This is a genomic window from Kitasatospora sp. NPDC057692 (assembly GCF_042799475.1).
Classification (GTDB): Bacteria; Actinomycetota; Actinomycetes; order Streptomycetales; family Streptomycetaceae; genus Kitasatospora.
In genome coordinates this window covers 58,812-71,620 of the sequence record NZ_JBHVIV010000045.1, presented here as the reverse complement: position 1 = coordinate 71,620, position 12,809 = coordinate 58,812, and the positions used below count along the sequence as shown (strand labels likewise).

Below are 12,809 nucleotides of genomic sequence, written 5' to 3'. Positions count from 1 at the left end.
GGTCCCTACGGGCCTTCGGCCCTCCGTTCGCGCCTGACCTTCGGTCAGGCGGCGGACCCGCTCCGCGTGTCCGCACCCGGGCTTCGCCCGGGTGGGCCCGGCGCTTCGCGCCTTGGCCGGCCTCACTCCGCTTCGCTCCATGAGGCCTGTGAGCTGAGGCGGGATCATGTGGTTGAGCTGGGATTTTGGCTGATCTCACAACAGGCTGACTGAGAGGAGGGGTGGCGCACCGGGGGCGTGTGCGGGTCGGCTTCACTCCCGCCAGATTGGACTAGGCCACCTTTCCGGTCTCGCGACCCTCCGGGGTGTGCTACCCCCCGGAGGGTGAGCAACGGTCTCCAGTGTATCAGTCTTGGGTTGTCAGGCGATCCCGCCGGAATTGGGGTTCGGACCCGTGCTTTTCGGGCGTTCACCGAAATTCGCGGCCGGGGACTGATACCCTGCCGGATAGCCCATTCTGTCGCGCGCTATATCCAGTCGCCTCGATTCTCAGGCCGTCCGTCGAATGTATCAGTAGGGCACTGTCAGAATTTCCCGCGTGGTCCCTGGTGTGGGTCCGGGAATGGGTGAGGGGAGACACGTCTTCGTGAACGTCGTAAAGCCTGGCTTGAAGGCCGCTCAGGCAGCCGCCGGCATCTCGCTGCGTGGGCACCAGGAGGAGACCCTGGAGGCCATCGTGCGGGGCCTCACCCCCGTCCGAGTCAGAGCGCGCCGGCCGCGGTGCGGTGACCGTGCCGCCCTCCCTGCACCTCGTGGTCGGCGACGGCGGGCCTGAAGAGAAGAAGTGGGACGCAGGACGGACGCACCAACCGTCCACCAGTATCCGCCCCATCCCCACGCCACTCACCGCCAGGCGAAGGCGCAGGAAGCCGGGCCGGTGCCGCTGCTCAGCCGGGTAGCCGGGGCCGACAGGCAGCTGGCTTGGTCACCAGTCCCAAGGAGCAGCGCAGCCCCACAACATCGCATGATGCGGCCACCGCGCTGTCGTCGCCCCCCTTCGCGATGAGCAGAGGGCCGAGGGGCCGTTCATGGAGCCTGCAGACAGCCAGGCCGGGGCTTGTTCTACGCGTGTGGATTCACCCGGTTCAGGGACTTGCTTGGATCAAGGTTCGGGCCGCACACTACTTGGCACAACTCCACCGAGTGCAGGGCCTGCTGACAGTCCGACACCTGCTCCCAAGTTCGATCCCCCAGATGTCCTGGGGCACCGGGCCCCAGGAGGAGGGAGCCAGCGATGGTTGGCCAGTCAGCGCCCGTACCGAACCCCGACCCGTCTCAGGCGGGACAGCCCACGGCCGGAGGAGGCTCAGGTGAAAACGTAATGTGGCAATGCGGGACTTGCTTGCAGGTGCAGATAAATTCAAATAATTCGGAGTTCAAATGTTTGCGATGTCAATCGGTACACAGTTCCAGCTCGCCGTCTTTGGTCGACTTGCAGCGACAGGTGCTGAAATCCGAGATAGCTCTAAAGAAGGCCCAGAAGCGAGGTGTCTACCTTCGAGCCTTGGGGCCCGTGACCCGAATGGCGATAACCGCTCCAGTTATCTCTGTTATTTCTGATAAATGGCAAGCCATTCTAGAATGGATCACTGAGAATATTTTCTAGTAACTGATCGCGGTGGGCCCCCGACTTTGCCGAGGGCCCACCGCTCTTTTGTGACTGCCTGGTCATGCGCGGGCGTTCGACCAGAGCTCGGGAACGATGCCGGTCTCCCTGTCCCGCTTCGGCCAGCGCTTGGCGTGGTTGAGGCGAACCTCCCACCACGGGTCGCCTGTGGGCGGGCCGTGCTTGTCGGCCTTCTTGAGGTCGCGGGGGGAGGGGAGGTCGAGGACAATCGGGCGGCCGCCTTGGGTGCGGCGGTCAGCGAGGCAGGCCGGGCATTCGAGGCGGTCCAGTTCGGCGTTCTCGTCCAGTTCGTGGTCGGAGTCGTGGGCGCCGCCGAGGGGGCCGTGGCAGGTGTAGCAGGGGTGCAGGGCGTCGTTGTGGGCGCGGGCGGCGAGCAGCTTGGCGCGCTGCTGGGCGTCCAGGGCGTCCTGCTCGGCCTTGGCCGCCGCCTGGGCGTCGGCCTTCTCCTGGTCCTGGCGGGCCTTGCGGCGCTTGCGGATCAGGTCGCGGTCGGGCTTGGGGTCGAGGGCGTGGGCGAGGTCGGTCCAGGTGCCCAGGCCGTAGCGCCACCAGGTGTCGGGGCCAAGGAAGCCGCGTTCCAGGAGGCGGTCGGTGGTGGTGGCCAAGACGGGGATCTTGCCCTTGAAGGTCTGGTATTCGACTCCCTCCTCTTCGTGGTAGCGGCCTTCCCAGTGGTGGCGGGTGGCGGCGCCGAAGGCGTCGATGCGGGCGTACAGCCCCTTCTCGGTGAAGCGGGGCCGGCCGCCCTTGAGGCCGCGGTCGAAGACGAACAGGACGGGCGGGCGCACCAGGTCGGTGTGGTGGTAGCCGTAGCCGGGGGCGGTGAGGGAGCCGTAGTCGATCTCGAACTTCGGGCGTTCGTGGTGGCCTTCCTTGACCAGCTTGCTGAACCACCGGTGGTAGTTGTCGAGCTTGCCGGCGACCTTGTTGATGTCGGTCATGGTGCCCCGGTCGACTTCCACGAAGAGCACGGGGTGGCCGAATTCCGGCAGGCGTACGACGGCGTCGGGGATGACGGTCTGCTTGCCGACGATGGGGTGGGTGACTTCGGTGGCCCAGGCGTCCAGGCCGCCGGGCAGCGGGCCTTCGGGCAGGGCGCGGCGGGGTGGGGCCTGGCGGTCGTCGTCGCGCGGTGGTGCGCCGTGGGTGGTGGTGCCGGTGACGGCGCTGATGATGAACTCGTTGACGAGCATGGCGTGGGGTGCGCCGGTTTCTCCGGCGCCCCGGGCGTGGCCGCCCATCTCGCGGTCGTCGCCCAGGGCCTCGGCGGCGGCGAGCAGTCCGGCCGGGGTGAGGCCGAAGATCTTCTCTCCGGGGCCGCTGCTCCTGGTACCGAGGGCGGAGTGGGTGGTGGGCTGCGGCCTGGCGCCGGGCCGGAGGGCGCCGATGGTGCTGGTTCGGCCGCGCTCTTCGACGAGCTTGTGTTTGATCAGGTCGCGGACGGCTTCGGCCACGTGCTCGGTGCGGTGGTGGTCGCGGTACTCGTCGTTGGCGATGAGGGCGTGCAGCTGCTTGTAGGTGACGACCTTGAGCACGCCCAGCACCGCGAGGACGTCGGCGCGCAGCGCGGCGCCGGAGCCGTTCGGGTTGCGGGCGGAGCGGCGGAAGTTGATCCGGCCGGGCCGAGGCGCCGGCTGTTCACCGTCGTGCTGCTCGTGCTGGCCGTCGTCCTGGTCGTGGTTCATGCCCTGCCCCCGGCTGGTCGTTCGTGGTGCTGATCTTCTCTGCTCTACCGCACACCACCGACACCGGGCCGCCCGCCACCACCCCGCCGCAGCCCCGCCGCGCGCCGACCACCGGGAGGCGCCCAGTCGCCCGGCCGGGAGGGAGGGCCACAGCGGCCCGGGAGCGGCAGCAGGGGCCCGCCGGACCCGGAGCGAACCCGAGACCGTACCGCCCCACCCAGCCGCCAACCACCAACACCACAGCCAAGGAGAGGGAAGGGAGAGGGTTGTCGGCAATCCCGGGGAGCCGAGATTGTGGGGATGGCCTGGGCAGATGTCGAAACTCTGACGGGAGGATCCCCCCGGGGCATCACCCGGGGACGGCCCCGGGGAACCACCCGGGGATGCGCGGCGGGCGGTTTCGCCTCGCCGGGGCCGTACGCGCGCCGTGTCGGCGCCTTGGGCACTGCCCGGAACACTACCCGCCGCGGGCACGCCGTACGCGGCGGCCGGCGGTCCGAACCGGGGCTCAGGCCCGCAGGGTGCCGAGGACGGAGACGGTCGGCTCCGGTGCCGGGCGCAACCGGACGGGCGGGGCCGGCGGCGTCGGTGACGGTGCCGGGGTGCGGCGGCGGGGAGGTACTGCGGGATGACGGCGGCCAGCCCCTCGGCGGCCTCCAGGAGGAGCGGGTCTTCGCCGGGCCGGGCGAGGAGGGCTTGGGCGAGGTGGAGCGCGGACTCCAGGACGGCGGGCGGGGCGCGGACGTGGCGCAGCGCGGCGATGGCGTCGAGGGTTTGCTCGGCGGGCCGTGGGGCGGGCTGTGGGGCGTCTGGGCGGGTTGGTGGGTCCGGGACGGCGGGCGGGGCCGTCCAGGGCGGCTGTGGGCGGCTTGGGCGGCGTTGGGGGCCGAGGGCGCGGGCGGCGCCGGGGCTGAGGGCGCGTCGGGTGGACGACGGGTTGGTCACGGCGGTTCAACGAGTGCGGGGGCGGGCGCGGTGGCGGGCGGCTGCTCGCCGGGCGGTGCGGTCGGCTCCGCCGGACGCTCACCAGGACCAACAGCCCCCGGCAGGGCGGAAGCCCCGCCGTCCGGACCGTCACCCAAACCGCACCCACCACACCACCAGCAACCGGGGAGAGGGACAGACAGAGGGGGTTGTCGGATTTTCCGGCGCGCCTGAAACGGGCTCTGATCTGCGGAAATGCTCGGCAGTGCGCGAAGGCGGCGGGGTGCCTGCGGTGGTAGCTGCGGTGCTGCCTGCGGTGGTGTGCCCGGTGGTACCTGCGGTGGTGCCTACGTGGAACCCGGCGCGGCTGGTCTGCGACCGCCGGCCGGCCCCGCAGGCCGCGGCTGGCACCGCCGGACGCGAAAGGCCAACAGCCCGCCGCAGGCGCGAACCCCGAACCGACGAACCGGCCACACCCACCAAGACCAGGAAGGAGAAGAAGGGGTTGTCGGCATTTCCCGACCGCTGCATACGGGCTCTGAACTGGGGTGATACCGTGCCGGGGCGAATCGTCAGGTGCTCACAAGACACCCGGGCAGGTGTCCTGCAAGGCGCCTGACAAGGTGTCCGAGAAGACGCCTCACAAGATGCATCGCCGATCAGCCGAGGACCGGGGCGGCGGCGACCAGTCCCTCCTCCAGGGCCTGGCGCACCAGCAGGACGGCGAACTCGGCGGTGCTGGTGACCAGCGGGCGGCTCCGGTCGGTGGGGTCGGCGGCGAAGTGCCCGTCGATCGCCACCACCCAGCAAAGACGTCCTGGTGGGTGAGGCTGCGGCTGGCTGTGTATGCGTCGCGGGTTCGGTGGCTGGGGCGAGCGGCGTTTGGGGGCCTGGGAGGATCGGGGTCAGGGTGGTGCGCGCCAGTTCCCATTGCCTGTGGCGCGCACCGCCTGCGGGAGCACCGGCGTGGCGGACTTCATGAGATGCAGTCGGGCCGCACGCCGAGCCGGCGTCGGTGGCCCTTAGCGGAGGCGTGCTGGCGGCCGGGCTACGCGGCATCGGGACGCCGTGCAGTCACAGGCTGGGTTTTCGGCGGCCGGGGTGACGAATCCGGGGACGGCGGCGTCGGAGCGGGGGTGAGCAGCACTTCCACTCCCCGCCCTCGGCGCGGCGCCGGGTTGGGGCCGGGCGTCGCGGTCCCCGTTTCCCTGGTCGCAGGAGTCGGTCGACGACGGGCTGCAGAGCGTGCTGGCCGGCCATCAGCAGCGGCTGGCCGCACGGTGGGCGGAGGCGTTCGAGGATCTGGACGAGGACGTCCTCGACGAGGTGGCCCGGGAGCGGACCGAAGGTGCCCGCCGCGTGGAGCGGGCGTGCTCGGCCCGGTTCCTGGCGGCGTCAGGAGTGGGGACCGGGTTCCGGTTGGTGGATCGCTCCAGGATTCCCGACAGTCAGGACCATGTCCTGGCCGTCCCGCCATGCTCTCAGTGAGTCCCCCGCCCTGCTTCCGTCTTCGACCGAGGCACCCGCACCCTCAATTCTCACCGCCATGGCCTTTTCGGAGCATCCGACGGCCACGAACGTGAACGGCAGGATTTGCGCGGACGCCTGGGTGTATTTTCCGGCGAGAACGTTGCCGGGAAATCCTTGGTGAACATCCGACTGGACGCTGCCGGAAGGGCGCTGCGATCCGACGGACCCGCGCAATGTGGGCGTCGTCTCAGTGGGTGGGGCCGTGAGGAAGGAGACCTCGCAGGTGTCGTTCCTGACCGCGAGGACCACGTCGGCTTCTTGCACTTTCGCGATGCCGAGGATCTTGGCGGTGCCCTTGGCGGGAGGTGCGTCGACCGTGCCCTGGAGGGGCACGCCCGCCGGTACGGCGGCCAGCCCCTCCAGGGCCCAGGAGGCGTCTCCTCCGGGGGATGTCTTCCCGTCACCGGTGCATGCTGCCGCCAGGACCGCGACGGCCAGGAGAACCGTCGCGCCCGCGAACCGGAGAGGGCGCCTCATATCAATTCCTCTAGTTCGACCAGGCGTTGTAGCAGTAGCCTACCGGGTGCTGTGCGTTGCCGCTGCCGACCCAGTGGTCGGTGACGGCACGGCTGTAGACGTCGTAGTAGAAGAGGTCGTACAGGGGGTAGGCCTCCAGGTAACCGAACTGGCCGGCCGGAACGGTGTACGACCCGGCCTCGGTGCGCGTGGCGGTGTCGGTCACACTGAACCCGACCGCGGCGGAGACCTTCCCGGCGGGGATCGACACGCTCGCCGACCAGGTGCTCGCTATCGCCCTGCTCTGGGTCAGCGTCAGGGTCATGGGACCGGGACCGGTGACCATGTCGACCCTTCCGGTCCCGCAGACCTGACCGCCGTATCGCACGTTGCGGGCCTCCAGGGTGATGTCGCCCGCGGCGGTGTCCGGGGTCTGCGGGATCGTCGCGGCCTTCGTGGCGGGCGCCCCCTGGGGAAGCGTCGGAGCGGGAACCTGGCGGTCGACGGTCCAGTGACCGGGCACCGCACCCGCCGGGAGCCGGGTCGCCACCCCTGCCGCCGAGACAACCGACGGCCCGTCGGGTACAGGTACCGCCTGGGCCTGCGGCGCGACCATCACGGCCATCGCCCCAACGCCGGCCACCGCACACGCAATACGAGAAATCAAATTCCGCAAAATTCCTCCTGCTTCGATTGGATAGAACGTCTGGACGCCGTGCACCTGGGCAGTGGCCGAAATCTCGGCAGTAGCGGTCACAATCAGCGTCGCGCTCTTCGCGCGGGCGATCGCCCGGCTGATCGAGCCCAGAGCCGTTCGAGACGGTGCCGCTGCCACCAGAAACCCCGCCGCCAGCCGATCTGCTCGCAACAGCGGCTGGTCACGGGCTCGCAGAGTTCCTTCCCCAGCCCGGATCCACATCGGCGGCGCTCGCCGGCGCAGCCCCCCAGGACCCGGCCACCACAGCACCGGCGAACATGCCGAAAACGGCCTTCATCGGATCCCCCTTGGAGCGACCCCGAACGGGTCGGACACGGAGAACCCTAGGCAACAAGAGGCGGCAGAGGAACAGGACTTGAGAAATATCTGAGGTATCCATGTCAAGTGATAGATGGCTCTCCACTCGGAACCAGACTATGCACATGGTGCGCACCACCTTCGACACAGACGAGCTGCTGTACCTGTCGCCCGCCGCACCGGCGTCCGACGCCGGACCGGGCGAGTGCCGTCTCCGACAGCCGCTGCAGGTGGGGGCCGATCAGCGGCACGGTGAGCACCGAGGCCGTCTCGGGGTCGGCTCCAGGGTGGTCGGGGCCGGTCGGACCTCACCTCCAGTGGATCCGCCAGGCGTCGGCGCCGTCTCGACGTAGGAGTCGAAGACGCGGCAGCGGCCGTGGCCAGGCAGGGTGCGGTAGCGGTGGGTGCGCAGACCGGGGTGCCGCCGCCGGCACCGGTCCGCCGCAGGTGGCCCGCGACGACTGCGCATCCCGGCGGTACAGGGTGAGAATCCGGGGACGGCGGCGTTGGAGCGGGGGTGAGCAGCACGAGCAGTACTTCCTCTCCCCGTCCTCGGCGCGGTGCCGGGCTGGGGCCGGGCGTCGCCGGCCGGGCCTTCGCCGTGGTGGGCCGGGCGCCGCGGTCCCCGCTTCCCTGGTCGCAGGAGTCGGTCGACGACGGGCTGCAGAGCGTGCTGGCCGGCCATCAGCGGCTGGTGGCCGGGCGGTGGACGGAGGCCTTCGAGGACCTGGACGAGGACGTCCTCGGCGAGGTGGCCCAGGAGGCCCGCCAGGACGGGCAGGACCCGGCCGGGGCCGTCGACGTCTTCGTGCGGAGCCTGGTGCGGCAGCTGGAGGACTGGAGGCAGGCCGGCACCGCGCTGGAGGAGGCGCTGGACCAGGCGGCGCTCGGGCGGCCGTTGCCGGTGTGGGCGGCCGACGCCCTGGCCGCCGAGCAGGGCCGGCTGTGGGGCGCGCGGCAGGCGCTGCTGGAAGCTGTCGCCCGGCACCACCACGGCGGCCCCGCGCCCTGGTGACCCGGCGGCGACATCTCACCTTGAGGGTTGGCCCTAGGGTGACGGGATGTCGCTACGCGCTGAAGTCCGATACAGGCGGGACCGGATCGAGACCCCCGACCATCTCGACTCCCTCGAGGACGTCGACGTCCTGATCGACGAGCTCCTCGCGGGCCCGGTGAACGAGAACCTGGCCCAGATCATCCACCTGGACCGGGAAGTGATCGTCCTCGGGGACCCCGCCCGCCCGGGGACGGAGATTCCGGATCACCAGCTCCAGGTCGGAGTGGACAAGGAACTCCAGGTGGGGGTTCTGCTCTTCATCGACCACAGCGGGAACTTTGTGACAGCGGGCCCCGCGGATTCGAGGAACGCCCCCGAGTACTACCTCGCCGGACACTGGACCCAGTTCCGGGACCAGGTGGAGATCCCCCTCGACCTCGTCCGGGAGGCCGTGAAGGAGTTCCTGTCGTCAGGAGGGCAACGCCCCACCTGCGTTTCCTGGAAGAACCAGTATCTGGACGAATAAGGCGCCACCGTGCTCTGAGCTGCGAGAACACGACGACGATGGTCGGGCGGCCCTTGCCCGTATGGGCGGCTGACGCCCTGGGCTGCCGAGCAGGGCCGGCTGTGGGGTGGGCGGCAGGCCCTGCTGGAGGCTGTCACCCGGCACCACCACGGCGGCCCCGCGCTCTGGTGAGGCCGGGGCAGCGGACGGAGGCCGCCTTGGTCTGGTGGGCGCGCTGGATGGCGTCGAGCGCCAGGTCCGCGGTGGGGAGGGTCCTGGGCCGGGACAAGGTGTCGACGAGGAGCCGGGCGCCGCCTTGTTGGTAGAGGCAGGCGATCCAGCCGGCCTGTCCCCACGGCCCGTCGGGCAGGGGCGCGGTCCATCCGATCGGCGTGCTGTCGAGGCGCAGCTGGAGGACGCCCTGGGCGGCGGGGTCGAGCCAGGAGCCGAGTTCCCAGCCGGGGCCGAAGGTGGGCTCCAGGTCGTCCAGGAGGTCGGGGAAGTCGAAGCGGCGCTCGGGGTCGGTGCAGGCCTCCCGGCGGGCCTGCTCGGCTGTGGCGGCCGCCGACCGCTGGGCCGGCACCGGGCCGGCGTCCGGCTCAGGGACGGGGGCGGGCGGCTGCTCGGCCGGGGCGGGGGTGGTCGGGGTTTCGCCTCGCGGGGCGTTTGTCTCCCCCGGGACGGCGTCGTCCGGGTCCTCGTCGTGGTCCCAGTGGTCGATCCGCTCGCGCGAGCGGGCCATGAGGCGCTCGTGCTCGTCCAGGTGCGGCCAGCGGGCCTTGTCCCGGATGTCCTGCGCGAGGATGTAGGCGCGGGTGCCGTAGACGGGCAGCGCCTTGGCCAGCTCCGCGAACGCGGCGGCCGGATCGCCGGTGGTGGTCTCCTCCAGGAAGCGGGTCAGCTGGCGGCGCAGCGCGTCCGCGGTGTCGAGGAGGTGTCGGCCGTCCTCGCCCCAGCGAGCGAGGACATCGTCGACCCCGACAGCGGCCGCCGGTGCAGCAGGTGCAGCAGGTGCTGCACCGGGTGGTGCAGCGGCCGGGCGGGGTGCAGCGGCTCCTGCTGCTTGTGCTGCTTCCTCGCGGGCCCTGGCCTTGGCGCGGTCGACCTTGCTGCGGCAGGACCGCGAGCAGTAGGTCCGCGGCCGCCCGGTGCGCGGCATGGGGACCGGGTTGGAGCAGCCCTTCCGGGCGCACAGCCGGGCCGGTTCCGCGCTGGTGGCCGGCTGGTCGGTGGCGGCGGTCGGCGGGGCGCTGTCCATGCCCGGGATCGTAACCGCCATGTCCGACGCACCGGCGGGGTTTCGCCTCGCTGCCCGGTGCGGGGCGAAACCCGGCACGGCGGGTAGCGGTGCTGATGCACCGGTTGTCCCGCTGCTGCACCGGCATGCTGCGGTGCAGCCACAGCGCCGAATGCACCGCTGCGACCTGCGCTGGTGAGTTCTGCAGGACGAAACTCACCGACCGCCCGGGGCGAAACTCACCACAGCGGCGGAGAACTCACCGGGTGCGGGTGGCCCGGTAGCCAGGGCGCAGCAGCCGGCCCCGGGGAGGGGCGGCGGCCAGGCGGGCCCGGGGCGCCCTGGTCAGGTCGTCAGTCGTGGATCTCCCAGGCCTTCCGAGGTAGCCAGTGGGAGAGGTCGTCGAGCGCTTCGGCGGGGTAGAACACGGGCCGGGTCAGGAGGCGGTCGCCTTCACGTTGGACGTTGATCACGACGCCCAGGGAGCTTGAGCAGGGCACGCCCGCGCTCATGTAGGAGAGCTCGTCGGGGAGGTCTTCTGCGCGTTCGCCCATCCACTGCTCCAGCGCGGAAGGTGGCCGGCCGACGAGGGCGGTGCCGTCGGCGGTGACCTGCGGTCCGCGCAGCGCGTCGACCGCGGCACCGGACAGTCGGCCGTCCCGGTAGTAGAGATGCAGGCCGAAGTCCCGGCATTGGCCCTCCGAGGGCCTCCACGTGTTGTTGCCGCGCCCGCCGGTCCACGTTCGGTGCTCGATGTCCTCGGTGACGCCGAGCAGAGCCTGCGTCACCTCGTCAGCGCTCATCCCGAAACGCAGCGGTCCCACGGCCGTGAACGGCTCCAGCGCCCACTGCACACGCTCCTCGTCCGGCCGGACATGCCACCATCCCGTAAACATGATCAACACTCTGCCCGTCACCACTGACAAACCGAAACGGGTGGGCGCAGCGGGACGGGAACGAGGAGGGGCCGGACGGCGACGGCGAGCAATTCCGACCGGGACGATGATGGCCCTGGCGGCCGTTCTGCGGGTGCGGAGGCGGCGGGGGGCTGGAGAGTGGGGTGGTGGGCATCGTGGTGGCGGTCGAACAACCGGAGGATCCCGTGCGCCTGGTCGTGCACGCGGCCGGGTCCGACCCGGACGTTCCCGGCGATCGGACGGCGGTCTGCGGGCTCGACACCGCGGGCATGGCCGTCGACCCGTGGCGGCCGGCCTCGCCGGGTCAGCGCTGGTACCCGCCCGACCTCGCCCGCTACGTCTGCCCGCACTGCGACCAAGCCGTCCGATCGGCGTCGTAAGCACAGGTCAGCGGGGGTGGCTTGACTGGTGAGCTCGCATGGTCAGGAGTCGCGTATTCGCCGCAGTCGCCGATCGATCGTCACCCTGTGTCGGTGTCCGGCATGATGATCACCATGGACACCGAGATGCTGATAGACACCTGGCAGCGACTTCTCACCGATCCTCACAAGTCGTGGGTGCTGTTCGAACACGGCACCTGTGTCGTGCTGACGGCCCCGAACGGGGAACTTGCCGAACAGGCCACCGCTCTCCTGAAGGAGTTCGGCCCCGTGCACGCCGGATCGTCGGCAGGAGACTTCGGGGTGACCGACCTCAAGGACACCGAGGGGTGGATCGTCACCAGCCACCACAACGACATCCTCACCTACGTCGGCCCCGATGAGTCTCAAGATCTTCCGGAGATCGCGGTCGGGCTGTTCGGTCGTTCCAAGCGCCACCGGGATGGCACCGAGCTTCACGTCGTCCACGTCGAGGACAAGCGAGGCTCAGCGGATCCAGCGTGAGCAACCGGACGATGCGGCTGACGGGTTCTGCGGGGACAGTCCTCAGACACAACGCGGCCCGACGGTCATAGATTCTCGCCCGCTTTGGAGGCGCCCGCCGGCGATGGCCCGTGGGTGTGCGTCCCGGGTCCGGCGAGCGCCCCGGGGGCAGCGTAGCCGGGCCCGGCACCGTCTTGGCGGCCGCCCGTCCGGCCACACACCGAAAGCCGATCCGTACCCGGCCCGCTCCCCCGCGGAACGGGTAACCGCTGTGACCTGGGGTGCAAAGGTTCAGCGAGGCGAAAAGCGGCACCTTGGCGGGGCGAAACCCGTCGGCTTGCCCGTGACCTCGGCGGCCATGACGAACGTGACCGTCCAGGTGGACGAAGCGGACCTCGGGAACGAGGACCAGGAGCAGCGGCCTGGATGGTTGGATGCAGCAGCCCGTAACAGAACGTCGGCCGGTCCGGGTCGTTCACTCGTCAAGACGTACTCGCTGTTCCTGGTGCTCCCTCAGCGCAGGAGCAGCAACAAGGCGGCCCCTCCCGCGTTCCTCACTTCTCGGTCGCTGACGCCGGGAGTGCTCCAGATCGCGCCCACCCGCCCGCCCCGGGCACCGTAGACCGAGCCCCCGGAATCCACCCTGCCCACCTGCTTACCCCGGGCGTCATAGACCTCGCCGGCGGACCAGACCGTACCCACCCGCTTACCCCGGGCGTCATAGACCTCGCCGGCGGACCAGACCGTACCCACCTGCTTGCCCCGGGTATCGAGAACGTTGCTCATCTGCACGCCTCCGGACACGAGGTGAACGCCACAGGGCCTCAAGTTTCGGCGGACCGTGGTGGGCCGCACAAGACCATGTGGTCGCCGCACTGGCCGCGACCTCGTCAGGCCCCGCTGGGTCCACTGGTGATGGCGAACGTGACTTTCCTGCCCTCCGCGGGCGAGCCCCTCGCCGCCGACGAGGGCCGGCAGGAGCTCGAACCGCAGCATGCGGTGAACGGGCTGCTCGCCGGGGCGGGTGAGGCGGGCCGGCAGGCGGCCGGGTGG

11 protein-coding genes are annotated in these 12,809 nt (G+C 70.6%); 4 read left to right on the top strand and 7 right to left on the bottom strand.

Annotated elements, in window-relative coordinates; all coding sequences use genetic code 11:
- Positions 1–1,668: 1,668 nt before the first annotated feature.
- From ACFVFS_RS24225 to ACFVFS_RS24210, 4 genes are all read right to left on the bottom strand, one after another.
- Positions 1,669–3,312 carry a replication-relaxation family protein gene (locus ACFVFS_RS24225; RefSeq protein WP_380626764.1) on the bottom strand — a complete coding sequence of 548 codons (1,644 nt, stop codon included), beginning with the start codon at positions 3,310–3,312 and terminating at the stop codon, positions 1,669–1,671.
- Between the two features lie 1,583 nt (positions 3,313–4,895).
- Positions 4,896–5,039 (bottom strand): hypothetical protein, encoded by a 144-nt coding sequence (locus ACFVFS_RS24220; RefSeq protein ID WP_380626763.1) that lies wholly within the window; start codon positions 5,037–5,039, stop codon positions 4,896–4,898.
- 592 nt (positions 5,040–5,631) lie between these two features.
- Positions 5,632–6,243 carry a hypothetical protein gene (locus ACFVFS_RS24215; protein WP_380626762.1) on the bottom strand — a complete coding sequence of 204 codons (612 nt, stop codon included), beginning with the start codon at positions 6,241–6,243 and terminating at the stop codon, positions 5,632–5,634.
- A gap of 10 nt (positions 6,244–6,253) precedes the next feature.
- Positions 6,254–7,057 (bottom strand): hypothetical protein, encoded by an 804-nt coding sequence (locus ACFVFS_RS24210; protein WP_380626761.1) that lies wholly within the window; start codon positions 7,055–7,057, stop codon positions 6,254–6,256.
- Positions 7,058–7,754: 697 nt separating this feature from the next.
- On the opposite strand from ACFVFS_RS24210, the gene ACFVFS_RS24205 reads away from it, so the two are divergent.
- Positions 7,755–8,252 (top strand): hypothetical protein, encoded by a 498-nt coding sequence (locus ACFVFS_RS24205; protein WP_380626760.1) that lies wholly within the window; start codon positions 7,755–7,757, stop codon positions 8,250–8,252.
- Between the two features lie 46 nt (positions 8,253–8,298).
- Positions 8,299–8,760: an Imm1 family immunity protein gene (locus tag ACFVFS_RS24200; RefSeq protein ID WP_380626759.1), complete on the top strand. Its 462-nt coding sequence runs from the start codon at positions 8,299–8,301 to the stop codon at positions 8,758–8,760.
- Positions 8,761–8,893: 133 nt separating this feature from the next.
- Here the strand turns inward: ACFVFS_RS24200 and ACFVFS_RS24195 are convergent, their stop codons facing one another.
- Positions 8,894–9,997, bottom strand: coding sequence for a hypothetical protein (locus ACFVFS_RS24195; RefSeq protein WP_380626758.1), 1,104 nt, complete (start codon positions 9,995–9,997; stop codon positions 8,894–8,896).
- A 332-nt stretch (positions 9,998–10,329) separates the two neighbouring features.
- Positions 10,330–10,779: a hypothetical protein gene (locus ACFVFS_RS24190; protein WP_380626756.1), complete on the bottom strand. Its 450-nt coding sequence runs from the start codon at positions 10,777–10,779 to the stop codon at positions 10,330–10,332.
- Positions 10,780–11,039: 260 nt separating this feature from the next.
- Here ACFVFS_RS24190 and ACFVFS_RS24185 point away from each other — a divergent pair, with 260 nt between their 5' ends.
- Together ACFVFS_RS24185 and ACFVFS_RS24180 are read left to right on the top strand one after the other, a co-directional pair.
- Entirely contained in the window at positions 11,040–11,273 is a 234-nt protein-coding gene (locus ACFVFS_RS24185; RefSeq protein WP_380626755.1) for a hypothetical protein, read from the top strand.
- A gap of 114 nt (positions 11,274–11,387) precedes the next feature.
- Positions 11,388–11,777 (top strand): hypothetical protein, encoded by a 390-nt coding sequence (locus tag ACFVFS_RS24180; RefSeq protein WP_380626754.1) that lies wholly within the window; start codon positions 11,388–11,390, stop codon positions 11,775–11,777.
- A 492-nt stretch (positions 11,778–12,269) separates the two neighbouring features.
- Here ACFVFS_RS24180 and ACFVFS_RS24175 read toward each other — a convergent pair whose 3' ends face one another.
- Positions 12,270–12,542 carry a 4-fold beta flower protein gene (locus tag ACFVFS_RS24175; RefSeq protein WP_380626753.1) on the bottom strand — a complete coding sequence of 91 codons (273 nt, stop codon included), beginning with the start codon at positions 12,540–12,542 and terminating at the stop codon, positions 12,270–12,272.
- Positions 12,543–12,809: the final 267 nt, after the last annotated feature.